Consider the following 24,801-nt stretch of genomic DNA (forward strand, 5'->3'; position numbering starts at 1 on the left):
TCAAGACGACGCGCGGCCCATCTTCTCGAAAATCTTTTCCAGCTTTTCCGCAAGGGTCGCGGCGGTGAAGGGCTTGACCACATAGCCGCTCGCGCCGGCCTGGGCCGCGGCGATGATGTTCTCCTTCTTCGCCTCGGCCGTGATCATCAGCACCGGCAGGTGCTTGAGCTGGGGGCTGCGGCGGATGGCCTGCAACAGCGCAAGGCCATCCATGTTCGGCATGTTCCAGTCGGTGACGACGAAGTCGAAGGGCGCGCTGTTGAGCTTCTGCAGCGCCACCGCGCCGTCCTCGGCCTCGTCGACGTTGCTGAAGCCGAGCTCCTTGAGCAGGTTGCGCACGATGCGCCGCATGGTCGAGAAGTCGTCAACGACCAGGAATCGGGTTTTGGGGTCGGCCATAATTGTTCTCCGTGTTTCTCTGCCTCAGGCGCTCAGGGGGCACGACGGCCACGCTGCAACATCGGGCGGATGGTGTCGGCAAGGACTTCGGCGTCGAATTTTGCCACGTAGGCATCGACACCGACGTGCTTGCCCATCGCCCGGTTGGCCTCAGAGGACAGCGAGGAATGCATGACGACCGGAATCCCCGTGAAGCGCGGATCGGCCTTGATGTTGCGGGTGAGTACGTAGCCATCCATCTCGGGCATCTCGGCGTCGACCATGATCATGTCGATCTCGTCCACCAGCAGACGGCCGGTCTGCTCGGCGTGACTGGCGAGGCTCTCGAGGCGATTCCAGGCCTCGAGCCCGTTCTGCGCATTCTTGTGGCGCACGCCGAGGCGGTCCAGGACTTCGCTGATCTTGCGCCGCGCCACCGCCGAGTCATCGACGAAGAACACATTCACCTCGTGACCATTGCCGATCGGCGCGATGTTGCCGACAACCGTGTCGCCGAAGGTGTTGGCGAGCACGGTCTCCACGTCGAGGATCGACACCAGCCGCCCGTCGGGCAGTTCGGTGATCGCGGTGATGAAGCCATGCGTACCGGACGAGACGTTTTCCGGCGCGCGCACACGTTCCCAATCCACGCGCACGATGCGGTCGACCGACGACACCAGGAAGCCGAGCGTGCGCTTGCTGTACTCGGTGACCATCATCGCGCCCCCGAGCGGCGCATCCGGCGGCGTCAGGCCGACGATGCGGCCGAGCGACAGCACCGGAATGACGTTGCCGCGCAGTGAGATCAGGCCCTCGACCCCGGCCGGCATGTTGGGCGTGCGCGTGATGAATGGCGTCTTCGAGACCTCGCGCACCTTGAACACGTTGATGCCGAAGTGCTCGCCGGTGCCGAGCGAAAAGAGCAGGATCTCCATGCGATTGGAGCCTGCCAGCGTCGCCCGCCCATCGACTGCATCGAACAGCGCGCTTTCTTCGTATTGACTGCTTTGCATGGTCTTTCCTCAACGCCCGGCGGTGTCGTTGTCGACACTCAACAGGCGCGCCAGGGTCTGCGACAGACGCTGCGGCTCGAACTTGGGCACGTACTCGTCGACACCCACCGACATCCCGAGCTGCTGATTCGACATGCCCGACAGCGACGAATGCATGATCACCGGCACGCCGGCGAAGCGGCGGTCGGCCTTGATCTGGCGCGTCAGCATGTAGCCGTCCATTTCCGGCATCTCGACGTCGGTCAGCACCAGGCTGACGAAATCGCTGACCTTGCGCCCGCAGGCCTCGGCATGGGTGGCGATGCGGCGCAATTCGTCCCAGGCCTGACGGCCATTGACCGCGCCCACATGACGTACGTTCATCGCGTCGAGCGTCTGGGAGATCTGCTTACGCGCCACCGAGGAATCGTCGGCGAAAAACACCACATGTTCGTCGCCCCCCGGAACGGGCTCGATGTCGCGGAACAGGAATTCGTCGTCGTAGCGTGAGGTCTCCGACAGCACACGCTCGACGTCCAGCATCATCACCAGGCGACCGTCTCCCAGTTCGGTGACCGCGGTGACCAGACCGCCAAGGCGGGCTGTCAGCATCTCGGGCGGCACGCGCATCTGCGACCAGTCCAGGCGCAGGATGGTGTCGACGCCTTCGACCAGGAAGCCCTGGGTATGACCGTTGTATTCGGTGACGATCATGATCTCGCGCCGGGCATCGGCACCCACGCCGACGTAGGTGCCCAGGTCCACCACCGGCACCAGCGCGCCACGCAGGCTGACCATGCCCTGCACCGCGTCCGGCATGTCGGGCGCAGCGGTGATCGCCGGCGTGCGCATGACCTCGCGCACCTTGAAGACGTTGATGCCGAAGGTCTCCCGGCGACCTGTGCGCGCATCCACACCCAGCGTGAATAGCAGGATCTCGAGCTTGTTCGTGCCCGCGAGCCGGGTGCGGGCGTCGATGTTCTTCAGCAGTTCGGACATGTTTTTCGGCCTTGCGGTCGGTTGCGCGCGCAAGCGGCGCGCTGCGCGTTCAGTTGAATATCGGCGGGATTCGCCCCGACTTGAGGATCGGGACTCAACGCGGGGGCGCCACTGCCGGCCCCTGCGGCAGACCGAAGGCCGGCAACGCACCCGCCCCGAGGTCGCCACCGCCGAAACCCTGCCCCTCGCCCGCGGGCACCACCTGATTACCGCCCGGCTGCGCCTGTCCGCGCATCGCGTTCTCCGCGGCCTTGTTGAGCACGATGATGCTGATCCGCCGATTGGCCGGATCGAGCGGATCGTCGGGAACAAGGTGAATCGTGTCGGCCAGCCCGACCACGCGCACCATCTTGCCGCCCTCGAGCCCGCCGGCGACCAGCTCACGGCGGGCGGCGTTGGCCCGGTTGGACGACAGCTCCCAGTTCGAGAAGCCGCGTTCACCGCCGCCGTACTGGGCCGAATCGGTGTGCCCCGACATGCTGATGCGGTTGTCGACGTCGTTGAGCGCGCGCGCGATCTCGCGCAGCAGTTCACGGGTATAGGGCCGCAGATCGGCGCTGGACGACGTGAACATCGGTCGGTTCTGCGCATCGATGAGCTGGATGCGCAAGCCCTCGTTGATGATGTCGAGCAGGATCTGATTCTTGAACTGGCGCAGCGTCGGGTTGGCCTCGATGATCGCCTCGAGCTTGCCCTTGAGGTCGATCAGCCGGCTGCGTTCCCGTCGCTCGGCGGCCTCGATGGCGGCCTGCTCCTCGGTCTTCTTGCGTGTCGGCGCCGCGTCGAGGTTGATCGCGCGCGTGCTCGGCGTATCGCCACGCCGCACCTGGCCGACCTTGCGCGACAGGTCCTCGCCGCCGCCCTTGATGATGCTGGAGCTATCGCCAGTGCCCTCGCCACCCTGCATCGCCAGCTTGAGCGGGTTCTGGAAGTAGTCGGCGATCCCTTCGAGGTCGCCTTGCGCCGTCGAGCCGAGCAGCCACATTAGCAGGAAGAAGGCCATCATCGCGGTCACGAAGTCGGCGTAGGCGATCTTCCAGGCGCCGCCGTGATGACCGCCGCCGCCCTTCTTGATGCGTTTGACGACGATTGGCTGCTGGGTGTCGTCGCTCATCGCGCGCTCCCCGGAAGGCCGGCGTCGTGCTCAGGCGAGATATGGACGGAAGTGAGGCCAGAGACAGGCATTCGGCTCAGCCCTTGCGGCTCTTGATTTCCTGCTCGAGCTCGGTAAAGCCCGGGCGATCGGTCGAGTAAAGCACCTTGCGGCCGAATTCCACCGCAACCTGCGGCGCATAGCCGTTCATGCTCGCCAGCAGCACGACCTTGATGACCTGGTAGATCTTGCCGCTCTCCTCGACCTTCTGCTCGAGCTGACTGGCGATCGGTGCGACGAAGCCGTACGAGACCAGGATGCCGAGGAAGGTGCCGACCAGCGCGCCACCGATCATCTTGCCGAGCACCGCCGGCGGCTGGCCGACCGAGCCCATCACGTTCACCACGCCCATCACCGCCACCACGATACCGAACGCCGGCAGCGCGTCGGCCACCTTGGAAACCACGTGCGGCGCCTGGTGCGCTTCCTGGTGATGGGTCTCGATCTCCATGTCCATGAGGTTCTCGATCTCGAAGGCGTTCAGGTTCCCGCCCACCATCATGCGCAGGTAGTCGGTCATGAATTCGACTGCGTGGTGGTCGGCAGCCACGCTCGGGTACTTCGAGAAGAGAGGGCTGGAGTCGGGGTTCTCGATATCGTTCTCGATCGACATCAGCCCCTCCTTGCGGACCTTGGCGAGGATCTCGAACATCAGGGCGAGCAGATCGACGTAGAGCGCCTTGTTGTATTTCGAGCCCTTCACCGCCAATGACAGCGAGCCCAGCGTGCCCTTGATCGCCTTGGGTCCGTTGCCGGCGATGAAGCCGCCGATCATCAAACCGAAGATCGCGAGGTACTCCATGGGTACCCACAATGCCGCCAGGCTGCCGTGCACGGCGTAGGTGCCGAGCGAGGCGAGAAGGATGATGACGTAGCCAATGATCAGGAACACCGCTCACTCCACAGGAATCGGCCGCGGCGCCCGGTTGGACGGCTCGGCATCTGTCGGGTCTAACGACAACGACAAAGAGAACTTGAACGACTGCCTGGCGCCGACCGTGCGAAATGCACGCACGGCAAGCCCGCGCACCATCAGGAATCGACACCCCGCAACGAACATGGGCCGCCTGTCACCAGTGCGGCCCATGTTGGCGGTCGCGGCCATGCGCCGCGACGAAGCAGCTACTCAGACGGTCGCGGGCTGACGGGTACGCGACACCGCGCGCCGCGTACCGGCCTTCTTGCGCGACGAACCCGCGCGCGAGGGCATGTTGCACAGGCCGCACACGTAGCCATGGACCGGATCGTGGGCGTGGGCAACGAACTGCCCGCCGCAGCAGGTGCAGGCAGTGAGCTGAAGCAGGTCGGCATCGAAGAAGCGGACCAGGGTCCACGCCCGCGTGAGGCTGAGCACCGGCTCCATCGCCCCGCTTTCGATATGGTCGAGATACAGGTGGTAGGACTTCAGGATCGCGTTCAGTCCCTGCACCCCCGCTCGCATGGCAAAAAAGCGGTGAAAGCCCATGAACAGCGAGGAGTGCACATTGGGCTGCCAGGTCATGAACCAGTCGGTGGAAAACGGCAGCATGCCCTTCGGCGGCGAAACGCCGCGCACCTCCTTGTAGATTTTCAGCAGCTTCTCGCGGCTCAGGCGCGTCTCGACCTCGAGCATCTGCATGCGCGCGCCCAGTTGCACCATCTCGACTGCCCGGCGGACATCATCCGCTTCCTCGATCACACTCTTGTTCTTCATTCTTGATTCCTCAGGCCGCCTCGCTGGCCGCCTTGCCCGCCGCAAGTATCGCGGCGTGCAGGCCAGCACTGGCGGCATCGCGCCCCTCGCCCGCCATCAGCCGGGCCAGTTGCGCATCGTCGAAGCGAAAACACGGCACGAGCATCTGGCTGCCCGCCATGCGCACCAGCTTCGCTGCGGACATGGATTCGATCACGTCGGCGAGTTCGTCGCCGATACCGAGACGGAACAGTGCCGTCGCCCGGTCGCTGCGCAGCATCTGCTGGGCGAGCATCAGATAGGCGAGGTTCAGTTCGCGGATTTCGGCCTGGAAGTCGGGTCGATCCATGGTTTCCAATCCCGTTCAGGGACAAACGGACTTCAAGTTAAAGTAGTTTCTCAGCAGCATCAAGTTACAAAGTCACGCCGGGGCCCTTTCCGGAGGAAAACACTGTGGCCTCACGGCAACATCGGCCTTCTGCGCGCATCACGCGCAGCCCACCTCGTCCTGCACCAGCACCACGCGATCACGCCCGCGCTGCTTGGCGAGATAGAGACCTTCGTCGGCGCCCTTCATGAGCGCCTCGACACTTTCCATCTCGGGCGTGCGCAGGCATACCCCCACGCTGGCGGTGAGGAACAGACGTGGGCCGCCAGTCTCCACCGCCTGCGCCTGAACCGCCGCACGCAGGCGCTCAGCCACGACGCTTGCGGCGGCCAGATCCGTATCCGGGCAGAGCACGAGGAACTCATCACCGCCGGTCCGGCAGACGAGATCCTGCGCACGCACGGCCAGACGCAGGGCCTCGGCCGAGTGGCGCAGGGCGATGTCGCCGACGTCGTGGCCGTGGCTGTCGTTGATCGTCTTCAAGCCATCCAGATCGACCATCATCAATGCGAGCGGGCGTTGGTGGCGAACCGACGCCGCCCACTCCATCTGCATCGACTCCATCGCCTGGCGCCGGTTGGGCAGGCCGGTGAGCGCATCGGTGAGGGCCGCTTCGTGGAGGCGGCGGTTGGCGATGGACAGTTCGGCGGCAAAGTTGCGCAATTCGTCGCGCTCGCGCTCGAGTTCGCCCTGCAGCGTGAGCGTGCGCAGGCAAGCCCGCACGCGCAGCGTCAGTGCGGCGCGGCGCACCGGCTGGACGATGAAATCGTCTGCACCGGCCTCTGCCGCCGTCAGCAGCAAGGCATCGTTCTCGCCCGAAACGAGGGTAAGAATGTAGATTCCACGCCCCAGACGGATGTCTCGCAATGCGCGAATCAGGCGCTCACCGTCAGCAACCCATTCGATCAGAAGGATCTGTGGCTGAACGTCGATCGCCATTTCCAGCGTAGCTTCACCATCCGCAGCGGCCTCGAACACGGTGACGCCCTCGGCCTCGAGCGCCGCGCGCAGCACGCTGCGGTCGGATACTTGCCGTGTCACCAGCAAGGCCCGCTTCGTTGCCGGGGCGCTGTCAGCGGCCGCCGCCTCCGTCACGCTGCGGTCGACCGCGCCCTCCTCGGTCGCCTTGGCCGAAAGATCCACGAAGCTGGGTGCATTTTCGGTCCGGATCTGCAGCAGCTTGCCCCACTCGCCCCAGTCGCGTCCGACGCGTTCGCAAAGGGCGACGAACTCGCCCCGGCTGAGGCCGAGACGGCTCGACAGGCGCAGCATCTGCGGCATCAGCCGCACGTGCTCACCTTCGGGCGCGAGGCACAACTGCGCGATGGCACGCGCCAGCACCAGGCACTGCACGAGCCCCGCGCCGCGCGAATCCTCGGCATAGCCGGCGAGTTCGGGCTGCTCGTGAAAGCGCACCGACTGCACCAGCGCATCGGGCACACCCCAGTCGGAGAGCATGGCGGCGCCGAGTTCGCGATGGTTCATCGCAAACGCCTGATCCTCGAGGACGACCTGATGGAGCTGAGGATTGCGCTGGATGTCGGCGAGGAGGCGCGAAAACGCATCCGGGTACAGCGTCGCCAACGCCAGTTCGCCGACCCGCGCGAGCAACCCAAGGCTGAACGCCTCGTCCGCAGGCACCACGCGTACGCGCTGCGCCAGCGCCTGCATGGACAGCGCCATCAGCAGCGAGGACGACCAGAAGCGCTGGTAATCGAAGCCCGCGCAGGCACCCTTGCGATACGCCGAAAGCAGCGAAAACCCGAGCGCGAGGGTGCGCACCGCCGGCAGGCCCAGCACCATCAGCGCCTCCTGCACCGAAACCACCGCGCGCCGGTTCTCGGCGACGAGTCCGTTGGCGGCCTTGACCAAGCGCCCGACGAAGGCCGGATCACCCTTGATCACGCGCCCGATCTCGGCCAGTGACACATCGCTCGCCTGGGTCAGGCGAATGATCGCGATCGCCACGCCGCGTGGAGAAGGCAGCTCACCCGCAGCCTTCAGTTGCGTGTAGCGCTTCATGTCGATCGGTCCCGGCATCCCTTCCCCACTCTTGTCTTGTCACGCGCACACGTACCGGGCCGTCGCCCACCCACGACTCAGCACTCGGATTCTTTAGCGCCACCCCCGGACCGTGCAAGCGAAAGCGGGCTAGAATCGACGAAAACCTCACGCCGGCCATCATGAAATACTGCTCGAGCTGCGGCGCCACCGTCGCCTTTCGCATCCCGCCCGGTGACACACTCCCACGTCATGTGTGTGAACACTGCGGCACCATCCACTACCAGAACCCCAAGGTCGTCGTCGGCGCCCTGCCGGTGTGGGAAGACAAGGTGTTGCTCTGCCGGCGCGCCATCGAACCGCGCCACGGCATGTGGACGCTGCCGGCCGGCTTCATGGAGAACGACGAAACCACCGCCCAGGCCGCCGCGCGCGAGACGCTCGAAGAAGCCTGCGCCCGCATCGAGGTGGGCGATTTATATACGCTGATCGACGTGCCCCACATCAGCCAGGTCCATATCGTCTATCGCGCGCGCCTGCTCGACCTCGACTTCCGCGCGGGCGAGGAGTCCCTCGACGTGGCGCTGTTCGCCGAACACGAAATTCCCTGGGAGCAGATCGCCTTCCGCTCGATCGCGATCAGCCTGCGCCACTTCTTCGACGACCGCCGCAGCGGACATTGGGGCGTGCACACCGCGAGCCTTGCACCGCCGCCGCCCGAGTGGCGATGAACAGCCGTCGTTCGCCGCCAGACGGGGGCTCGGGTGCAGCGCACCAAATGCGCTGATAAACCTATTAGCGCATCAGGGTTGAGCCCCCATTGACGGCGGAGGATAATCCAGCCTATTCCCTTCCGTGCGCGGATCATGACCAGCTACATCTTTGTCGTCATCGGCGCCGTTCTGGTGAACAACGTCGTCCTCGTCCGCATCCTCGGGCTGTGCCCGTTCATGGGGGTGTCGAAGAAGCTCGAGACCGCAATCGGCATGGGTGCGGCGACCACGTTCGTGCTCACCGTCGGCTCCGGCACCAGTTACCTGATCGACCACTACCTGCTGCAAGCGCTCGATCTCGCCTATCTGCGCACGCTGTCGTTCATCGTCGTCATCGCGGCGATCGTCCAGCTCACCGAACTCATCATCCAGAAGACGAGCCCGCTGCTGCATCAGGTGCTGGGCATCTACCTGCCGCTGATCACCACCAACTGCGCGGTGCTCGGGGTACCGCTGCTCAATGTGGGCATGAAGCACAACCTGCTCGAGTCGCTGCTGTTCGGCTTCGGCTCCTCGGTCGGCTTCACACTGGCGCTGGTGCTGTTCGCCGGCATCCGTGAGCGTCTCGACGGCGCCGACGTGCCGCTGCCGTTCAAGGGCACGGCGATCGCGATGATCACCGCCGGATACATGAGCCTCGCCTTCATGGGCTTCGCCGGTCTCGACCGCTTCCAATAAGGCCGCCGCCCGCATGCTCACTGCAATCCTCGTGATGACCGGCATCGCCATCGTGCTCGGCCTCACGCTCGGCTACGCCGCGATCCGCTTCAAGGTCGAAGGCGACCCGCTGGTCGAGAAGATCGACGCCATCCTGCCGCAGACGCAGTGCGGCCAGTGCGGGTTCCCCGGCTGCAAGCCCTACGCCGAAGCCATCGCCAACGGCGAAGCCGAGATCAACCAGTGCCCGCCAGGCGGCGAGGAAGGCATCCGCAAGCTCGCCGACCTGCTCGGCCGCGAATTCAAGCCGCTCTCGGAAGAGCACGGCGTCGAGAAGCCCAAGTCGGTGGCGGTCATCGACGAGCAGACCTGCATCGGGTGCACGCTTTGCATCCAGGCCTGTCCGGTCGATGCCATCGTCGGTGCCGCCAAGCAGATGCACACCGTGGTAGAGCCGCTGTGCACGGGCTGCGAATTGTGCATTGCGCCCTGCCCGGTCGACTGCATCAGCATGGTCCCGGTGGCCGAGAACGTGCAGACCTGGAAATGGAAATACCCGGTGGTCGAAATCAGGAAGGCAGCATGATCGGGCGACTGTTCAAGTTCCACGGCGGCATCAAGCCCGACGCCCACAAGAACGAGTCCTCCGGCCCCGCCATCCAGCGCGCCCCGCTGCCCGCCCGTCTGGTCGTGCCGCTGCGCCAGAGTCCGCGTGCTGCAGCCAGTTGCATGGTCGAAGTCGGACAGAAGGTGTTGAAGGGCCAACGCATCGGCGAGCCCGAAGGCTTTCTCGGCACCGCCGTGCATGCGCCCACCTCGGGCACGGTGGTCGACATCGCCCGTCATCCGATGGCGCACCCCTCCGGGCTCGACACCGAGTGCGTGGTCATCGAGCCGGATGGCGAGGAACGCTGGATCGAGCACGCACCTTTCGATCACCACACCGCCAGCCGCGAGGAAGCGCTGGCCTGGCTGCGTGACTGCGGCATCGTCGGCCTGGGAGGCGCCACCTTCCCCAGCCACGTCAAACTCGGCAAGGGCAGCGGCATCGAGACGCTGATCCTCAACGGCGCCGAATGCGAGCCATGGATCACCTGTGACGACCGCCTCATGCGCGAGCGCGCGGCCGACATCCTGGCAGGCGCGCACATCCTGCGCGAACTCATCGGCGCGCGCGAGCTGCTGATCGGCATCGAGGACAACAAGCCTGAAGCGATCGCGGCGATGAAGGAAGCGGCTGCGGCCTCGGGATACGACGTGAGCGTGGTGGCCGTGCCAGCGCTGTACCCGGCCGGCGGCGAGAAGCAGCTCATCCGCGTGCTCACCGGCATCGAGATTGCATACGGCAAGCTCGGCGGCGATTACGGCGTGCAGTGCTTCAACGTCGGTACTGCATATGCGGTGTATCGCGCGTTCGCGCATGGCGAACCGCTGATCAGCCGCATCGTCACGCTCACCGGCAACGTCGACAACGCCGGCAACTGGGAAGTACTGATCGGCACACCGATGCAGGACCTGCTGCCGCTCGCCCACCCGCGCGCCGACACCGACCGCACCATTCTCGGCGGTCCGATGATGGGGTTCGCGCTGCCGCGGCTCGACGTCCCGATCGTCAAGGGCAGCAACTGCCTGATTTCCGCTTCACCGAAGCTGTTCCCGCCCGCCCCGCCCGAGCAGCCCTGCATCCGCTGCACCGAATGCGCGAAGGCCTGCCCCGCAGACCTGCAGCCCTTCGAGCTGTACTGGTTCAGCCGTTCGAAGAACTTCGGCAAGGCGCAGGAATACCACCTGTTCGACTGCATCGAATGTGGTTGCTGCAGCTACGTGTGCCCGTCGCACATTCCGCTGGTCGACTACTTCCGCTTTTCCAAGAGCGAGATCTGGGCGCGAGAGCGCGACAAAAGCGCGGCGGACCAGGCCCGCGAACGCTTCGAATTCCGCAACTTCCGCCAGGAACGCGAGAAGGCGGAGAAGGCCGCCAAGCTCGCTGCCAAGGCGGCCGAGACGCGCGCCAAGCTGGCCGAGAGCGCGTCCGGCGATGCACCCGCCGCCGACGCCGCTGCGGCCGAAGACCCCAAGAAGGCCTTGATCGCCGCCGCAATGGCGCGGGCCAAAGCCCAGAAGGCCGCGGTCCAGGTGCAGAACACCGACAACCTGAGCCCCGAGACACAGGCCGAGATCGCCGCGATCGAGGCCCGTCGCCGGGCGCTCGATGGGGCGACGGCGACTGCTGCGCCGACCATTGAGCTCACCGTCGAGCCGACCACCGAGCAGACCGGCGCCGCGCCCACGGCCGGCGCCGAGCCTCGCCCCTGAGCCCGCCATGATCCATTCCCCCTACGTTCGCAAACCGGTCAGCGTGCAGCGCACCATGGGCCTCGTGCTGATCGCGCTGCTGCCCGGCATTGCGGCCTACGTGTGGCAGGCGGGCGCCGCCATCCTCGTCAATCTGCTGATCGCCACCGTGGTCGCGGTGCTTGCCGAAGCCCTGGTCATGCGCCTGCGCCAGCGCCCGATCGGGGTCGCGGTGACCGACCTCTCCGCCGTGCTCACCGCCTGGCTGGTGGCGCTGAGCCTGCCCGCGATCGTGCCCTGGTGGCTGACCACCTGCGCGGTGCTGGTGGCCATCCTCGCGGTCAAGCACCTGTACGGCGGGCTCGGGCAGAATCCCTTCAACCCGGCGATGGTGGCGTATTGCACGATGATCGTCGCCTTCCCCGCCTTGATGTCGCAGTGGCCGGCGCTGACCACCGGCCCCGACGCCCAGCTCGCGCTCATCCTCGGTGGCGCGCGTGACCTCGACGCGATCACTGGCGCCACGGCGCTCGACAGCCTGCGCACCGGCCTGCGTGCTTCGGGCGCCAGTGTCGAATCCGTCTCCCAGGGCGCGGCCTTCGGCGTCTTCGGCAGTCGTGGCTGGGAGTGGGTGGCGGCGGGCTATGCGATCGGCGGTCTGTTCCTGCTGGCCACGGGCATCATCACCTGGCACATGCCGGTGGCCTTCATTGCCGCACTCGGCGGCACCGCCATCGTGTTCTGGCTCATCGACCCGACGCACTACGCCTCGCCCCTGTTCCACCTCGCCAGCGGCGGCGCCATGCTCGCCGCCTTCTTCATCGTCACCGATCCGGTGTCGGGCGCCACCACGCCGCGCGGAAAGCTGCTGTACGCCGCCGGCATCGGCCTCCTCGTCTGGCTGATCCGCAGCTTCGGCGCCTTCCCCGACGGCATCGCGTTCGCCGTGCTGCTGATGAACATCTGTGTGCCGCTGCTCGACATGAAGACCCAGCCGCGCGTCTTCGGCCGTCGCGAAGCAGCAGGAGGCGACAAGTGAGCGCACGCTACTCCGCCACCCGCACGTCGCTGCGCACCGGCTCCATCATGGTGCTGTTCACGCTGGTGTTCACCGCGCTGATGGCCTCCACTTACAGCGTCACCCGGCCGGCGATCGAGGCCTCGAAACAGGAAGCGCAACAGCGTCTGATCAACGAAGTGCTGCCGCCGACAAGCTACGACAACAACCTGCTCGCCGACACAATCCGGGTCGGCCCCACTGCAGCGCTCGGCATGGACGGCGCCGCCCGCGTCTGGCGGGCACGCAAGGGTGGCGAACCGGTGGCGGTGGTCATCGAGGGCGCCGCAATCGACGGCTATGCCGGTCGCATCGAACTGGTTGTGGCGATCGGCAGGGACGGCCGTCTGTCGGGCGTGCGTGTAACCACACACAAGGAAACCCCCGGCCTTGGCGACTACATCGACCCGAAAAAGGATCGACGCAAGGACGAACCCTGGATCGGCCAGTTCACCGGAGCCACCTGGACCGGTGTGAACACCGTCGAATGGACCGTGCGCAAGGACGGCGGCAGCTTCGACTACCGCGCCGGCGCCACCATCAGCGCCCGTGCGGTGACCCGCGCCGTCGGCCGCATCACCGCCTTTGCCACCGGCCGCCTCGACGCGCTCTTCACCGCACCTGCGGGCGCCCTGCTGGGAGACGAATCATGAGCCCACAACAATTCCGCGACATTTCCTGGAACGGCCTGTGGAAGCAGAACCCGGGCCTGGCGCAGTTGCTGGGCCTGTGTCCCATCCTCGCCATCAGCACCAGCATGGTAAATGCCGTGAGCCTCGGCCTGGCCACCATCGTGGTGATGGCGGTGGCCAACCTCGCGGTATCGGCCCTGCGCAACTTCATCCCCTACGAGATCCGCATCCCGGTCTTCATCCTGATCATCGCCGCGCTGGTGACGGTGGTCGACCTGACCTTCAACGCCTTCTTCCATGATCTCTACCTTGTACTCGGCATCTTCATCCCGCTGATCGTCACCAACTGCATCGTGCTGGCGCGCGTGGAAGCCTACGCGGCGAAGAACGATCCGCTGACATCCACCATCGACGGCATCATGATGGGCCTCGGCCTGGTGTGGGTGCTCGGCCTGCTCGGCGCGATGCGTGAGCTGATCGGCGCCGGCACGCTGTTTGCCGGTATCGAGATGATCATTCCGGGCGCATCGGCAATCACCGTGTTTGGTGACGACTACGCCGGCTTTCTGGTCGCGATCCTGCCGCCCGGCGCCTTCTTCGCGCTCGGCATGCTGATCGCGGCCTTCAACGCCATCAACGTACGCCTTGCGGCACGCGCGCGTCGCCAGCTGCCGCCGGCCATGGCCGCGAGAGGGGCCGGAGAGCAAGGCGGCACCGAACCTGCCGCAGCGAGCTGAGTGCCGATGGCATCGATGAAGCGCGAGGCGATCCGCGAGTTCTTCCGCCGCCTGCACGACGCCAACCCGAACCCGCAGACCGAGCTCGAATACGCCTCGCCCTACCAGTTGCTGGTCGCAGTGGTGCTGTCGGCGCAGGCCACCGACCGCAGTGTCAACATCGCCACGCGCAAGCTGTTCGCCGACGCACCCACTCCCGAGGCCATGGTGGCGCTCGGCGAAGCGGGGATCGCCGAACATATCAAGACCATCGGCCTGTTCCGCAACAAGGCGAAGAACACGCTGGCCTTGTCGCGCCTGCTGCTCGAACGCCACGGCGGCGAAGTACCGGCGCAGCGCGAGGCCCTGGAGGCCCTGCCCGGCGTGGGCCGCAAAACGGCCAACGTAGTACTCAATACGGTCTTCCGCCAGCCGGTGATGGCGGTGGACACCCACATCTTCCGCCTCGCCAACCGCACCGGACTCGCGCCCGGCAAGGACGTGATCGCGGTCGAGAAGGCACTGACGCGCCGCGTACCGAAGGACTACCTGCTCGACGCACACCACTGGCTGATCCTGCACGGCCGCTACATCTGCACCGCGCGCAGCCCCAAGTGCGGCCAGTGCAGCGTGCGCGACCTGTGCCTGTTCCGCGACAAGACGGACTGAACCCGGCGCTCGCGGCAAGCCACCCGCTGCACGCGCCCAACCGAGAGGAACCCCATGTTCAACCCCAGCCGCGACCAGGTGCGCAGCTTCTTCATCGACACCTGGCGCAAGTACACCGCAAAGGAAGTGCTGACGCCGATGGAGACCATCGCCGCCGACATCATCACCCAGCACCCCGAATACCACGCGATTGTCGAGGACCCGGAGGCGATCGACCGCGACTTCCCGCCCGAGTCCGGCCAGATCAACCCCTTCCTGCACCTGTCACTGCACCTGGCGATCGAGGAGCAGCTCTCGATCGACCAGCCGCCGGGCGTGCGCGCCGCCTTCGAGGCCGCCTGCGCCCGTCGCGGCGACCGTCACGACGCGATGCACGATGCGCTCGAATGCCTCGGCGAGATGCTCTTCAACGCCCAGCGCAACGGCACCCCGCCCGACGGCGCCGCCTATGTCGGCGCCCTGCGCAAGCGCGGCGGGCTGGCGGTGTGAGCGGCGCGCGGCTCGCCCGTGCTGCGGCGAGCCGTTAGAATGAACGTTTTCGGGCAAATGGTCCGGCGTTCGCCCACCGCACCCGCCCGCCTTCCCCGATTCCGCGTCGCTGACGCCCGTTTTTTCTCTGGAGGTTTCCATGCCCGGCCTGCTCCCCAACGTCGACCCCGATGGCCTGCTCGAGTACTCCGTGGTCTATACCGACCGCTCGCTCAACCACATGTCGCAAGCCTTCCAGGGCGTCATGCGCGAACTGTCCGCCACGCTGAAGAAGGTCTATCACGCCCACGCGGTCGCCATCGTCCCCGGCAGCGGCACCTTCGGCATGGAGGCGGTCGCCCGCCAGTTCGCCACCGGCAAGAAGACCCTGGTGATCCGCAACGGCTGGTTCAGCTACCGGTGGACGCAGATCTTCGAGATGGGCAACATCCCCGCCGAATCCGTGGTGCTCAAGGCCCGCCAGGTGCGCGCCGAAGCGCAGGCGCCCTTCATCCCGGCGCCGATCGACGAGGTCGTCGCCGCGATCCACCAGCACCGCCCCGACGTGGTGTTCGCGCCCCACGTCGAGACCTCGGCCGGCATGATGCTGCCCGACGACTACCTGCGCGCGGTGGCCGATGCCACCCACGCGGTCGGCGGCCTGTTCGTGCTCGACTGCATTGCCTCGGGCACGATCTGGGTGGACATGGACGCCACCGGCGTCGACGTGCTGGTGAGCGCACCGCAGAAAGGCTGGAGCGCCTCGCCGTGCTGCGCAATGGTGATGATGAGCGCGGCCGCGCGCGATCGCATCGAGGGCACCACCAGCACCAGCTTCGCCTGCGACCTCAAGAAGTGGCTGCAGATCATGGAGACCTACGAGGGCGGCGCCCACGCCTACCACGCCACCATGCCCACCGACGGCCTGGTCACGCTGCGCAACGTGATGCGCGAGACCGAGGCATACGGCTTCGAGAAAGTGAAGGCGGAGCAGGTGGAACTCGGCGCTGGCGTGCGTGCGCTGCTCGAGGCGCGCGGCTTCCCGAGCGTGGCCGCGGCGGGCTTCCAGGCCCCGGGCGTGGTGGTGAGCTTCACCACCGACGACGGCATCAAGACCGGCGCCAAGTTCTCCGCTGCCGGCCTGCAGGTCGCCGCCGGCGTGCCGCTGGCCTGCGACGAGCGCCCCGACTACAAGGCTTTCCGCGTCGGTCTGTTCGGCCTGGACAAGCTGCACAACGTCGCGCGCACCGTCGCCACACTGGAAAAGGCGCTCGACCAGGTCGGCTGATCCAACTCGTCCCACCGGCGCTCACGCGCCCCATCACCCCACACGCAAACGCCACCCTTTCGGTGGCGTTTGCTTTTCAGCGCGCCAGGGCAATTTGCGCGCGCAGTCGCTCGACGGTGTCGGGCTCGCCGCGCAACCTGAAAACCGCCCCCTCATCCTCCGCCCTCTCCTCCAGCACCTCGCAATTGGCGTAGATCTCCTTGCGCAACTGCTGCGCCGACCACGGCAGCAACAGCTCCGCCTCGATCAGATCCTGCTGGAAGAACGCGACGATCGTCTGCCGCAGGCTGGCCACCTCGTCCGGCCGACGCGCGCTCATGACGATGCAGCCGGGGTACTTGGCGTGCAGCGCGGCCTCGCACTCGGCCTGCGCCGCGGCGTCGCCGACGTGGTCGATCTTGTTGAAGACGCGGATGCGCGGCACCTCGTCGGCGCTGATTTCTGCCAGGACCGTGTCGGTGACTTCGATCTGGCGCTCGAAACCGGGATCGCTGGCGTCGATGACGTGCAGCAGCAGGCCGGCGTCCAGGGCTTCGTCCAGGGTGGATTTGAACGAGGCCACCAGACCATGCGGCAGGTTCTTGATGAAGCCGACGGTGTCGCTGACGAGCACGCGCGGCACGCTGTCGGGGTAAAGCGTGCGCACGGTGGTGTCGAGCGTGGCGAAGAGCTTGTTGGCGACCAGCACCTCGCTGCCCGTGAGCGCACGCATCAAGGTGGATTTGCCGGCATTGGTGTATCCGACCAGGGCCACGCTGGCCGGGGCCTGGCGACCCTGGCGGCGCGCCCGCTGGGTCTTGCGTTCGGCCTCCATCGCGACGATCTCCAGTTGCAGCTCGGCGATGCGGTCACGGATCTTGCGGCGATCGAGTTCGGTGTGCGACTCGCCGGCACCGCGACCGCCCACGCCACTGCGCTGGCGCCCCTGCGGTCCGGCGAGCTTGGCGGCTTCGCGCAGGCGCGGCGCCATGTAACCCAGGCGGGCGATTTCCACCTGCGCCTTGGCCGCGCGCGAGCGTGCGTTGCGGTGGAAGATCTCGAGGATGACCATGGTGCGGTCCATCACCTCGCAGCCGGTCTCCAACTCCAGATTGCGCGCCTGCGAGGGCGAGATCTCGTGGTCGACCAGCAGCGCCTCGATCGCGCCGGTGCGCGGCACGGTGTCCGTTGGCGCGGACTCGAAGCCGGCCTGGGCGGCCACGAACTCACGCACCTCCTGGCGCTTGCCGACCCCCAGATAGCCGGTGGTATCGAAACCTGCGCGCTTCTGGGTAAAGGTGTGAACCACCCGGTAGCCGAGGGTTTTCGCCAGCTCGCGCAGCTCGGCGAGCGAGGCTTCGAACTCGGCATCGCTGACGTTGGGGCGTTGCACCGAGGCGACGATGGCCTTGCGGGGTTCGTCGGCGAGGTCTGTTTGCATTCAGGGCGCTTCTATCAAGGGATGGAAGTGGAATGGTACCTCGCCGCGCCCCTGCCCTGCGACGATTGCCCCCTCGTCCCTTCGCCCGTTCGCCCCCTCGCCCTCCCCGCCGCCGGTCAGCGCCCGCCACCCGCATCGAGGTCGGTGAGGATGGGGCAATCCGGGCGCGCGTCACCGTGGCAATGCGCGGCGAGCGTGCGCAGCGTATCCGCCATGCCCTGCAGTTGCGCGATCTTGCGCTCGAGCGCCGCGACATGCGCGAGCGCGATCCCCTTCACATCCGCGCTCGCGCGGCCCTGGTCATGCCACAGCGCGAGCAGCTCGCCGATGTCCGCCAGCGCAAAGCCAAGGTCGCGTGCGCGGCGGATGAAGCGCAGCACATGCACGTCCTCGTCGGTGTAGGCGCGGTAGCCCGCGTCGGTGCGGCGCGCCGCCGCCAGCAGGTTGATCGACTCGTAGTAGCGGATCATCTTCGCCGACACGCCGGAGGCGGCGGCCGCCTTGCCGATGTTCATCATGATCGCGGCCTCCTTCAGGCCGTTGCCGGCACCGCGTCGGCGGCGAAGCGGCGCAGGCGCAGCGCATTGCCGAGCACGAACACGCTCGACATCGACATCGCCGCGGCCGCGAACACCGGCGACAGCAGCGCGCCGAAGGCCGGGTAGAACACCCCCGCGGCGAGCGGGATCAGCGCGCTGTTGTAGGCGAAGGCCCAGAACAGGTTCTGGCGGATGTTGCGCATCGTCGCCCGCGACAGCGCGATCGCGCGCGGCACGCCCATCAGGTCGCCCGACATCAGCACCACGTCGGCGCTCTCGATCGCCACGTCGGTGCCGGTGCCGATGGCGATGCCCACGTCGGCCTCGGCCAGCGCCGGTGCATCGTTGATGCCGTCGCCGACGAAGGCGACGCGGCGCTTGCCTGCGGCGCCCTCCGCCAGCCGGCGCAGCGCCGCCACCTTGCCATCGGGCAGCACCTCCGCGATCACCTCGTCGATGCCCGCCTGGCGCGCGATCGCGCGCGCGGTACGTTCGTTGTCACCGGTGATCATCGCCACCTTCAGCCCCAGGGCGTGCAGCGCCTTCACCGTCGCCGCCGAGCTCGGCTTGAGCGGATCGGCCACGGCGATGATCGCCGCCAGGCGGCCGTCGATCGCGGCGTAGAGCGGCGACTTGCCCTCGTCACCCAGGCGCGCGGCAGTGGCGGCAAACTCACCCACGTCCAGGCCGAGCCGGCGCATCAGGCGGTCGGCACCGACCTCCACGCGCCGGCCCGCCACCGTCGCGCTCACACCATGGCCGGCGTCGGCCTCGAAACCTTCCGCCTCGTCCACCGCCAGCCCCTCGGCGCGCGCGGCGGCGGCGATCGCCTCGGCGATCGGATGCTCGGAGCGGCGCTCGACCGCGGCCACCAGCGCCAGCACCTCGGCGCGCGCGAAGCCCTCCGCCACCACCAGGTCGGTGAGCTGCGGCTTGCCCACGGTGAGCGTGCCGGTCTTGTCCACCGCCACCACCTCGGCGTCGCGCAGCAGTTGCAGCGCGTCGCCCTTGCGGAACAGCACCCCCATCTGCGCCGCGCGCCCGGTGGCGACCATGATCGAGGTCGGCGTCGCCAGCCCCATCGCGCACGGGCAGGCGACGATCAGCACCGCCACCGCATTGACCAACGCAAAGCTCAGCGCCGGCACGTCCTCCGCCAGCCAGGCCGCGCCGAACACCAGCCAGGCGAGGAAGGTGAGCGCCGCCACCCCCATCACCACCGGCACGAACACCATCGTCACCTTGTCGACCAGCGCCTGGATCGGCAGCTTGGCGCCCTGCGCCGTCTCGACCATGCGCACGATCTGCGCGAGCACGGTGTCGGCGCCGACGCGGGTGGCGCGGAAGGCGAAGGCGCCGCGGGTGTTGAGCGTGCCGCCGACCACGGTGGCGCCGACGCCCTTCTCCACCGGCACCGGCTCGCCGGTGATCATCGACTCATCGACAAACGAAGAACCTTCGACCACCTCGCCATCGACCGCCACCTTCTCGCCCGGGCGCACCTCGACCACGTCGCCCGCCACCACCTCGCCGATCGGGATCTCGACTCCCTCAAGCCCCGCGTCCCCCTCGGCGCCGCGGCGCACGCGCGCGACGCGCGGCTGGATGCGCATCAGGCGGCGGATCGCGTCGCTGGTCTTGCCGCGCGCACGCGCTTCGAGCAGGCGCCCGATCAGGATCAGGGTGATGATCACCGCCGCAGCCTCGAAATACACATTGACCGTGCCCGCCGGCAGCAGTCCGGGCGCGAACAAGGCCACCACCGAGTACCCCCAGGCCGCCGAAGTGCCCATCGCGACCAGCGCGTTCATGTCCGGCGCGCCGCGCAGCAGCGCAGGCACGCCCTTGCGGAAGAAGCGCAGCCCGGGGCCGAACATCACCGTGCTGGTGAGCGCGAACTGCAGCAGCCAGCTCGTCCGATGGCCGATCGTTGCCATCACCCAGTCGTGCATGCCCGGGATCAGGTGCGAACCCATCTCGAGCACGAACACCGGCAGCGTCAGCGCCACCGCGATCCACACCGCCCGCCGCAGCGCGGTCTCCTCGGCCGCGGCATCGGCCTCGCGCGCGCCCTCGCTCACCTCCGACGCCGGTGTCGCGCCGAAGCCGGCCTTCTTCACCGCCGCGACCAGCGCCGCAGTCGGCACGCTGCCGGCGAGCTCCACATGGGCGCGGCGCGCGGCGAGGTTCACGTTCGCGCTCACCACGCCCGGCACGCGCTGCAGCACCTTCTCGACGCGCCCCACACAGGCGGCGCAGCTCATGCCCTCGATGTCGAGCTCGAGGCTGTCGCGGCGTACCTCGTAGCCCGCCTTGGCGACCGCGTCGATCAGCGCCGACAGGGGTACCGCGGCGGGCGCGGTCACGCTCGCGGTCGCGGTGGCGAGGTTGACGCTCGCCGCCTGTACGCCCTCGACCTTCATCAGGGCGCGCTCGACGTGGGCCACGCACGAGGCGCAGGTCATGCCGGCGATGTTGAGCGTGCGCACATCTGGGCTTGCAGTGATCGTGTTCATGATGTGTCCTGCTGGGAGAGTCGTGATGATCCGACTGTAGACCTTACTAACATGGGAAGGTCAAGCAATTCGGACTTCATCCGGTGCACAGCAAGGCCCAACCCGTCACCACGCTGACACGCCGATTACATTCCTGTCAGCTTCGGCCAAGCCCGGCGCGGCAAGGCACAATTCCCGCCATTGAGATTCGCATCGGAGTCGGCATCATGCACATCCTCACCCAATCGAAGCGCCAATCCCTGCGCACGCTGGTCGCCGGCGCGCTGCTCGGCCTGGCCACCCTTGGTGGCGTCCCCACCGCCGTCGCCGCCGACGACGAGGTCGTCATGTACAAGGACCCGAACTGCGGCTGCTGCGGCAAATGGGCGGAGCACATGCGCGAGCATGGCTTCAAGGTCAAGGAAGTCGCCACCGCAGAGATGGGGCAGGTCAAGGGCGAGGCCGGCGTGCCGCAGGCGCTCGGCTCCTGCCACACCGCCAGGGTCGGCGGCTACGTCGTCGAGGGCCACGTACCGGCGACCGACGTGCGCCGCATGCTCACCGAAAAGCCCGCCATCGCCGGCATCTCGGCCCCCGGCATGCCGATGGGCTCGCCCGGCATGGAAGGCCCCTACCCGGCCGACCGCTACGACGTCGTCAGCTTCGACGCGCAAGGCAGGACGGCCGTCTTCGCCAGTCACTGACCCAAAGTCACTGACCCAAAGTCACTGACCCGGCTCGCGGCTGACGAATCCCGCCCCGAGCCGGTGAGCGCGGGCAGCGCGACGCTCAGCGCTCGATTGCGGGCATGCCGGCTGAGCGCGCCGCGCGCTTCTCTTCCCGACGCACGAAGACCACCTTGCTCTCGCGCGCACGCAACTGGCCGCAGCCGGCATCCACGTCCTGCCCGGCCGACTGGCGCAGCTTGGTCAGGATGCCGCGCCGATGCAGCGTGCGCGCGATCTCCGCGGCGCGCTCGGCGCTCGGACGGCGGAAATCGAGGCCATCCACGGTGTTGAAGGGGATCATGTTCATCACCGCGTACTTGCCGGCGAGCAGGCGCACGATGCCTTCGAGCTCCTCCGCGCCGTCGTTCACGCCCTCGATCAGCGTCCACTGGTACTGGATCGGGTAGCCGGTGGCGCGCGCATAGGTTTCACCCAGCTCGACCAGTTCGGCCGGGTCGATGCGCGGCGCGCGCGGCAGCAGTTGCGCGCGCAGTTCGGCGCGGGTCGTGTGCAGCGACAGCGCGAGCGCCGGCTTCACCTGCATCTGCGGCAGACGCTCGAACACGCGCGCATCGCCCACGGTGGAAAACACCAGGTTCTTGTGCGGGATGGCGCCTTCGGTGCCGAGCAGCTCGATCGCCTCGATCACTGCGTCGAGGTTGTGCGCCGGCTCACCCATGCCCATGAACACCACCTTGTGCACCCGGCGCAGCCTGCGCGCGAGCGCCACCTGGGCGACGATCTCGGCGCTGCCGAGCTGGCGCAGCAGGCCGTCCTTGCCGGTCATGCAGAACACGCAGCCCACCGCGCAGCCGAGCTGGGTGGACACGCACAACCCGTCGCGCGGCAGCAGCACGCTCTCCACCGTCTGTTCGTCCACGAGTTCCACCAGCAGGCGGATGCCGTCCTCGCCCGGGTGTTCGGAGCGCACGCGCGCCAGCGCACGCAGCTCGGACTCGAGTTCGGGCAGCGCGGCCTGCAGGGCCTTGGGCAGGCGGTTCGATTCGGTACGCGGACCGGCGTCCAGCGCCAGGCCCTGCAGCCACGCGCGCAGCAGCCGGGCCTCGTGGCTGGGGCGGGCGCCGAGCGCGCGCAGGCGCTGGCGGATGGCGTCGATGTTCATGGCGCGCGATGCTAGCACCTCGTCCGCCGCGAATCACGGCGCACGGCCACGGCCTTATACTCGATGCCGTCCGATACGAGGAAGACCGCATGTCCGCATTGCGCTTCGAAGGTTCGCAAGACTATGTCACCACCCCTGACCTGATGCTCGCGGTCAACGCCGCGATTCGCCTGCAGCGCCCACTGCTGATCAAGGGCGAACCCGGCACCGGCAAGACCATGCTCGCCGAGGAAGTCGCCGCTGCGCTCGGGCTGCCGCTACTGCAGTGGCACATCAAGTCCACCACCAAGGCGCAGCAGGGTCTGTACGAGTACGACGCGGTGTCCCGCCTGCGCGACTCGCAGCTCGGCGACGATCGCGTCAAGGACATCGGCAACTACATCGTCAAGGGGGTGCTGTGGCAGGCCTTCGAGGCCGAGCAACCGACCGTGGTGCTGATCGACGAGGTGGACAAGGCCGACATCGAATTCCCCAACGACCTGCTGCGCGAGCTCGACCGCATGGAGTTCCATGTCTATGAGACGCGGCAGACCATCCAGGCCCGCCACCGCCCGATCGTGTTCATCACGTCGAACAACGAGAAGGAGCTGCCCGACGCCTTCCTGCGCCGCTGCTTCTTCCATTACATCCGCTTCCCCGATCGCGACACCATGCAGCGCATCGTGGATGTGCACTTCCCCGGGCTGAAGAAGGAGCTGCTGACCCAGGCGCTCGAGGTCTTCTTCGGCCTGCGCGACATTCCCGGGCTGAAGAAGAAGCCCTCCACGTCCGAGCTCATCGACTGGCTCAAGCTGCTGGTCGCCGAGGACATCCCGCCCGAGGCGCTGCAAGGCAAGGATGGCAAGGCAGTGATTCCACCGCTGCACGGCGCCCTGTTGAAGAACGAGCAGGACGTCCATCTGTTCGAGCGTCTGGTATTCATGGCGCGGAACAACCGCTGAGGGGCCGCCCCGCATGCTGAAGGCACTCCTGGGCTGGCTGTTCGGCCGGCGCCCCGCGCCCGCGACACCGACGTCGCCGGCAAGGCCGAGGCGGGACGATCCGGGCATTCGCAAGCTCAACCGCGACGCGCCACTGCGGGCGGAGCAGCGCGCTGCATCGCCCACGGGCGAGCAGGCCACCTTCCTGTGCCGGGAAGCGGTCCTGGGCCGCAACCAGCGCATCGCGGGCTACCAGTTCATGCTCCAGGAAGGCGCTCGCGCACGGATCCGGCACAGCACGCGGCGGGTCCATCACCTGTACGCCGAGGTCCTGATACGCAGCCTGGCCCAGGCGGACATCGGCGAGTTGCTCGGCCATCGGATTGCGTTCATCGACGTGCCGGACTCGTTCTTCGCCGACCCCAGCCTTGCGAACCTGCCTGCACAAAGCGTGGTCCTGATACCGACGCTTCACGCCGACCCCGGCGCACCCGAACCGGATGCGCTGCGCCGCACCGTGGAACAACTCCGTCAGCGGGGTTTGCGCATCGGCCTGCCCGATCCAACGGTGATGACCGAATTTGCTCACCTGCTGCCGCAGGCCGATTTCATCGTCGTCCACGCCCAGGGGCTGGACGCCCGGCGCGGCCTGCAACTGAGCAACATCGCGCTCGAGATTGCCCGCAATGCGCGCCTGGTCGTTCGCGGGTTACCGTCGATCGAGGAATTCCGCTTCTGCTGCAAGCTCGGGGCCACGCTTTTCCAGGGGCCTTTCGCCACCAGCCGCGAGAACTGGCAAGAGCGCGAACTCCCGCCCAACACCGCCCGTATCGGCACCCTGCTCGCCCGCCTGCGTGCGGATGCAAGCACCCACGAACTGGCCGATCTGCTCAAGCAGGACGCCGCCTTGTCGCTGCGCCTGCTGCGTTACATCAACTCGGCGGCCAACGCATTGCCGCAATCTGTTTCGTCAATCGAACACGCACTCACCCTGCTTGGGCGGGAGAAACTACAGCGCTGGCTGATCCTGCTCGTGTGCAGCGCCGGCTCCAATGGCGAACGCGGCGGCGCGGCGCTCGAAACCGCGCTCGTGCGCGGGCGCATGATGGAACTGCTGGGCGGGACGCACCCGGTGGCCGAGCGCGAAGCCCTGTTCCTGGTCGGCCTGCTGTCGCTGGTGGACGTGATCCTGCAAGTGCCGATGGAGAAGGCGCTTGCGCCACTGGCCCTGGGCGCAGACATCGACGCGGCCCTGCGTGGCAACAGCGGCCCGCTGCAACCGCTGCTTGCACTTGCGGTTGCCTGCGAGCGCAGCGACAGCGAACACCTGCGCGACGCCGCCGAGCGCTGCGGCATCACCCCGGAACAGGCTTCGCAGTGCCACATGCAGGCACTGTCGTGGGCGATCCAGATTCAGGACTAGGCGGACACGTGACGC

The 24,801-nt window shown here is 67.3% G+C and carries 25 protein-coding genes; 13 read left to right on the plus strand and 12 right to left on the minus strand.

Annotated elements, in window-relative coordinates; genetic code table 11:
- The 8 genes from cheY to RBT54_RS08570 form a co-directional block, all read right to left on the minus strand.
- Positions 1-399 carry a chemotaxis response regulator CheY gene (gene cheY, locus RBT54_RS08535; RefSeq protein WP_320366141.1) on the minus strand — a complete coding sequence of 133 codons (399 nt, stop codon included), beginning with the start codon at positions 397-399 and terminating at the stop codon, positions 1-3.
- A 32-nt stretch (positions 400-431) separates the two neighbouring features.
- Positions 432-1,391: a chemotaxis protein gene (locus tag RBT54_RS08540; protein WP_320366142.1), complete on the minus strand. Its 960-nt coding sequence runs from the start codon at positions 1,389-1,391 to the stop codon at positions 432-434.
- A 9-nt stretch (positions 1,392-1,400) separates the two neighbouring features.
- Positions 1,401-2,369 (minus strand): chemotaxis protein, encoded by a 969-nt coding sequence (locus RBT54_RS08545; RefSeq protein WP_320366144.1) that lies wholly within the window; start codon positions 2,367-2,369, stop codon positions 1,401-1,403.
- A 94-nt stretch (positions 2,370-2,463) separates the two neighbouring features.
- On the minus strand, positions 2,464-3,483 hold the full coding sequence (motB, locus tag RBT54_RS08550) for a flagellar motor protein MotB (RefSeq protein ID WP_320366146.1): 1,020 nt from the start codon (positions 3,481-3,483) through the stop codon (positions 2,464-2,466).
- A gap of 76 nt (positions 3,484-3,559) precedes the next feature.
- Positions 3,560-4,414, minus strand: a complete 855-nt coding sequence (gene motA / locus RBT54_RS08555; RefSeq protein ID WP_320366149.1) for a flagellar motor stator protein MotA — start codon at positions 4,412-4,414, stop codon at positions 3,560-3,562.
- A 234-nt stretch (positions 4,415-4,648) separates the two neighbouring features.
- Positions 4,649-5,215 carry a flagellar transcriptional regulator FlhC gene (gene flhC, locus RBT54_RS08560; protein WP_320366151.1) on the minus strand — a complete coding sequence of 189 codons (567 nt, stop codon included), beginning with the start codon at positions 5,213-5,215 and terminating at the stop codon, positions 4,649-4,651.
- Between the two features lie 10 nt (positions 5,216-5,225).
- The gene (flhD, locus tag RBT54_RS08565) at positions 5,226-5,543 is read right to left on the minus strand and encodes a flagellar transcriptional regulator FlhD (protein ID WP_320366154.1); all 318 of its coding nucleotides are present in this window, start codon (positions 5,541-5,543) and stop codon (positions 5,226-5,228) included.
- A 138-nt stretch (positions 5,544-5,681) separates the two neighbouring features.
- Positions 5,682-7,622 carry a diguanylate cyclase gene (locus RBT54_RS08570; RefSeq protein WP_320366156.1) on the minus strand — a complete coding sequence of 647 codons (1,941 nt, stop codon included), beginning with the start codon at positions 7,620-7,622 and terminating at the stop codon, positions 5,682-5,684.
- Positions 7,623-7,765: 143 nt separating this feature from the next.
- Between RBT54_RS08570 and RBT54_RS08575 the strand changes: the two genes are divergently transcribed.
- The 10 genes from RBT54_RS08575 (at position 7,766) to RBT54_RS08620 (ending at position 16,138) form a co-directional block, all read left to right on the plus strand.
- Positions 7,766-8,314, plus strand: a complete 549-nt coding sequence (locus RBT54_RS08575; protein WP_320366159.1) for an NUDIX hydrolase — start codon at positions 7,766-7,768, stop codon at positions 8,312-8,314.
- A gap of 135 nt (positions 8,315-8,449) precedes the next feature.
- Positions 8,450-9,034: an electron transport complex subunit RsxA gene (rsxA, locus tag RBT54_RS08580; protein ID WP_320366161.1), complete on the plus strand. Its 585-nt coding sequence runs from the start codon at positions 8,450-8,452 to the stop codon at positions 9,032-9,034.
- A 13-nt stretch (positions 9,035-9,047) separates the two neighbouring features.
- Positions 9,048-9,599 (plus strand): electron transport complex subunit RsxB, encoded by a 552-nt coding sequence (rsxB, locus tag RBT54_RS08585; RefSeq protein WP_320366163.1) that lies wholly within the window; start codon positions 9,048-9,050, stop codon positions 9,597-9,599.
- Positions 9,596-11,329 carry an electron transport complex subunit RsxC gene (rsxC, locus tag RBT54_RS08590; RefSeq protein ID WP_320366165.1) on the plus strand — a complete coding sequence of 578 codons (1,734 nt, stop codon included), beginning with the start codon at positions 9,596-9,598 and terminating at the stop codon, positions 11,327-11,329. The genes rsxB and rsxC overlap by 4 nt, the downstream gene beginning before the upstream one ends.
- Positions 11,330-11,336: 7 nt before the next feature.
- Positions 11,337-12,347, plus strand: coding sequence for an RnfABCDGE type electron transport complex subunit D (locus RBT54_RS08595; RefSeq protein ID WP_320366167.1), 1,011 nt, complete (start codon positions 11,337-11,339; stop codon positions 12,345-12,347).
- Positions 12,344-13,018 carry an electron transport complex subunit RsxG gene (gene rsxG / locus RBT54_RS08600; protein ID WP_320366169.1) on the plus strand — a complete coding sequence of 225 codons (675 nt, stop codon included), beginning with the start codon at positions 12,344-12,346 and terminating at the stop codon, positions 13,016-13,018. Before RBT54_RS08595 ends, rsxG begins: the two co-directional genes overlap by 4 nt.
- Positions 13,015-13,734 (plus strand): electron transport complex subunit E, encoded by a 720-nt coding sequence (locus tag RBT54_RS08605; RefSeq protein ID WP_320366171.1) that lies wholly within the window; start codon positions 13,015-13,017, stop codon positions 13,732-13,734. The genes rsxG and RBT54_RS08605 overlap by 4 nt, the downstream gene beginning before the upstream one ends.
- 15 nt (positions 13,735-13,749) lie before the next feature.
- Positions 13,750-14,382, plus strand: a complete 633-nt coding sequence (gene nth, locus RBT54_RS08610) for an endonuclease III (RefSeq protein WP_320366319.1) — start codon at positions 13,750-13,752, stop codon at positions 14,380-14,382.
- A gap of 54 nt (positions 14,383-14,436) precedes the next feature.
- Complete coding sequence (locus RBT54_RS08615) at positions 14,437-14,871, plus strand: DUF1841 family protein (RefSeq protein ID WP_320366173.1); 435 nt, start codon at positions 14,437-14,439, stop codon at positions 14,869-14,871.
- A gap of 139 nt (positions 14,872-15,010) precedes the next feature.
- Positions 15,011-16,138 (plus strand): aminotransferase class V-fold PLP-dependent enzyme, encoded by a 1,128-nt coding sequence (locus RBT54_RS08620; RefSeq protein WP_320366175.1) that lies wholly within the window; start codon positions 15,011-15,013, stop codon positions 16,136-16,138.
- Positions 16,139-16,214: 76 nt separating this feature from the next.
- Here the strand turns inward: RBT54_RS08620 and hflX are convergent, their stop codons facing one another.
- From hflX to RBT54_RS08635, 3 genes are all read right to left on the minus strand, one after another.
- Positions 16,215-17,558, minus strand: coding sequence for a GTPase HflX (gene hflX / locus RBT54_RS08625; protein WP_320366177.1), 1,344 nt, complete (start codon positions 17,556-17,558; stop codon positions 16,215-16,217).
- A gap of 116 nt (positions 17,559-17,674) precedes the next feature.
- A complete protein-coding gene (cueR, locus tag RBT54_RS08630) occupies positions 17,675-18,073 on the minus strand; it encodes a Cu(I)-responsive transcriptional regulator (RefSeq protein WP_320366321.1) in 399 nt (132 codons plus the stop codon).
- Between the two features lie 17 nt (positions 18,074-18,090).
- Complete coding sequence (locus tag RBT54_RS08635; protein ID WP_320366179.1) at positions 18,091-20,613, minus strand: heavy metal translocating P-type ATPase; 2,523 nt, start codon at positions 20,611-20,613, stop codon at positions 18,091-18,093.
- Positions 20,614-20,819: 206 nt separating this feature from the next.
- Here RBT54_RS08635 and RBT54_RS08640 point away from each other — a divergent pair, with 206 nt between their 5' ends.
- A complete protein-coding gene (locus RBT54_RS08640; RefSeq protein WP_320366181.1) occupies positions 20,820-21,296 on the plus strand; it encodes a DUF411 domain-containing protein in 477 nt (158 codons plus the stop codon).
- 85 nt (positions 21,297-21,381) lie between these two features.
- On the opposite strand, the gene RBT54_RS08645 is transcribed toward RBT54_RS08640, so the two are convergent.
- Complete coding sequence (locus tag RBT54_RS08645) at positions 21,382-22,443, minus strand: RNA methyltransferase (RefSeq protein WP_320366183.1); 1,062 nt, start codon at positions 22,441-22,443, stop codon at positions 21,382-21,384.
- Between the two features lie 89 nt (positions 22,444-22,532).
- On the opposite strand from RBT54_RS08645, the gene RBT54_RS08650 reads away from it, so the two are divergent.
- Together RBT54_RS08650 and RBT54_RS08655 are read left to right on the plus strand one after the other, a co-directional pair.
- The gene (locus tag RBT54_RS08650; RefSeq protein ID WP_320366185.1) at positions 22,533-23,384 is read left to right on the plus strand and encodes a MoxR family ATPase; all 852 of its coding nucleotides are present in this window, start codon (positions 22,533-22,535) and stop codon (positions 23,382-23,384) included.
- A 13-nt stretch (positions 23,385-23,397) separates the two neighbouring features.
- Entirely contained in the window at positions 23,398-24,786 is a 1,389-nt protein-coding gene (locus tag RBT54_RS08655) for an EAL and HDOD domain-containing protein (protein ID WP_320366187.1), read from the plus strand.
- Positions 24,787-24,801 lie beyond the last annotated feature (15 nt).

The sequence above is a fragment of the Thauera sp. genome, assembly GCF_034003485.1.
Classification (GTDB): Bacteria; Pseudomonadota; Gammaproteobacteria; order Burkholderiales; family Rhodocyclaceae; genus Thauera.

Bases quoted from the DNA above. Each gene is read 5' to 3' on its own strand.
- cheY (WP_320366141.1), bottom strand. From the start codon at position 399: ATGGCCGACCCCAAAACCCGATTCCTGGTCGTTGACGACTTCTCGACC.
- RBT54_RS08640 (WP_320366181.1), top strand. From the start codon at position 20,820: ATGCACATCCTCACCCAATCGAAGCGCCAATCCCTGCGCACGCTGGTC.
- RBT54_RS08615 (WP_320366173.1), top strand. From the start codon at position 14,437: ATGTTCAACCCCAGCCGCGACCAGGTGCGCAGCTTCTTCATCGACACC.
- RBT54_RS08605 (WP_320366171.1), top strand. From the start codon at position 13,015: ATGAGCCCACAACAATTCCGCGACATTTCCTGGAACGGCCTGTGGAAG.
- flhD (WP_320366154.1), bottom strand. From the start codon at position 5,543: ATGGATCGACCCGACTTCCAGGCCGAAATCCGCGAACTGAACCTCGCC.
- RBT54_RS08575 (WP_320366159.1), top strand. From the start codon at position 7,766: ATGAAATACTGCTCGAGCTGCGGCGCCACCGTCGCCTTTCGCATCCCG.
- cueR (WP_320366321.1), bottom strand. From the start codon at position 18,073: ATGAACATCGGCAAGGCGGCCGCCGCCTCCGGCGTGTCGGCGAAGATG.
- RBT54_RS08620 (WP_320366175.1), top strand. From the start codon at position 15,011: ATGCCCGGCCTGCTCCCCAACGTCGACCCCGATGGCCTGCTCGAGTAC.
- RBT54_RS08595 (WP_320366167.1), top strand. From the start codon at position 11,337: ATGATCCATTCCCCCTACGTTCGCAAACCGGTCAGCGTGCAGCGCACC.
- RBT54_RS08635 (WP_320366179.1), bottom strand. From the start codon at position 20,613: ATGAACACGATCACTGCAAGCCCAGATGTGCGCACGCTCAACATCGCC.
- RBT54_RS08650 (WP_320366185.1), top strand. From the start codon at position 22,533: ATGTCCGCATTGCGCTTCGAAGGTTCGCAAGACTATGTCACCACCCCT.
- RBT54_RS08570 (WP_320366156.1), bottom strand. From the start codon at position 7,622: ATGCCGGGACCGATCGACATGAAGCGCTACACGCAACTGAAGGCTGCG.
- RBT54_RS08545 (WP_320366144.1), bottom strand. From the start codon at position 2,369: ATGTCCGAACTGCTGAAGAACATCGACGCCCGCACCCGGCTCGCGGGC.
- rsxC (WP_320366165.1), top strand. From the start codon at position 9,596: ATGATCGGGCGACTGTTCAAGTTCCACGGCGGCATCAAGCCCGACGCC.
- flhC (WP_320366151.1), bottom strand. From the start codon at position 5,215: ATGAAGAACAAGAGTGTGATCGAGGAAGCGGATGATGTCCGCCGGGCA.
- motB (WP_320366146.1), bottom strand. From the start codon at position 3,483: ATGAGCGACGACACCCAGCAGCCAATCGTCGTCAAACGCATCAAGAAG.
- rsxA (WP_320366161.1), top strand. From the start codon at position 8,450: ATGACCAGCTACATCTTTGTCGTCATCGGCGCCGTTCTGGTGAACAAC.
- hflX (WP_320366177.1), bottom strand. From the start codon at position 17,558: ATGCAAACAGACCTCGCCGACGAACCCCGCAAGGCCATCGTCGCCTCG.
- RBT54_RS08655 (WP_320366187.1), top strand. From the start codon at position 23,398: ATGCTGAAGGCACTCCTGGGCTGGCTGTTCGGCCGGCGCCCCGCGCCC.
- RBT54_RS08645 (WP_320366183.1), bottom strand. From the start codon at position 22,443: ATGAACATCGACGCCATCCGCCAGCGCCTGCGCGCGCTCGGCGCCCGC.
- rsxB (WP_320366163.1), top strand. From the start codon at position 9,048: ATGCTCACTGCAATCCTCGTGATGACCGGCATCGCCATCGTGCTCGGC.
- RBT54_RS08540 (WP_320366142.1), bottom strand. From the start codon at position 1,391: ATGCAAAGCAGTCAATACGAAGAAAGCGCGCTGTTCGATGCAGTCGAT.
- nth (WP_320366319.1), top strand. From the start codon at position 13,750: ATGAAGCGCGAGGCGATCCGCGAGTTCTTCCGCCGCCTGCACGACGCC.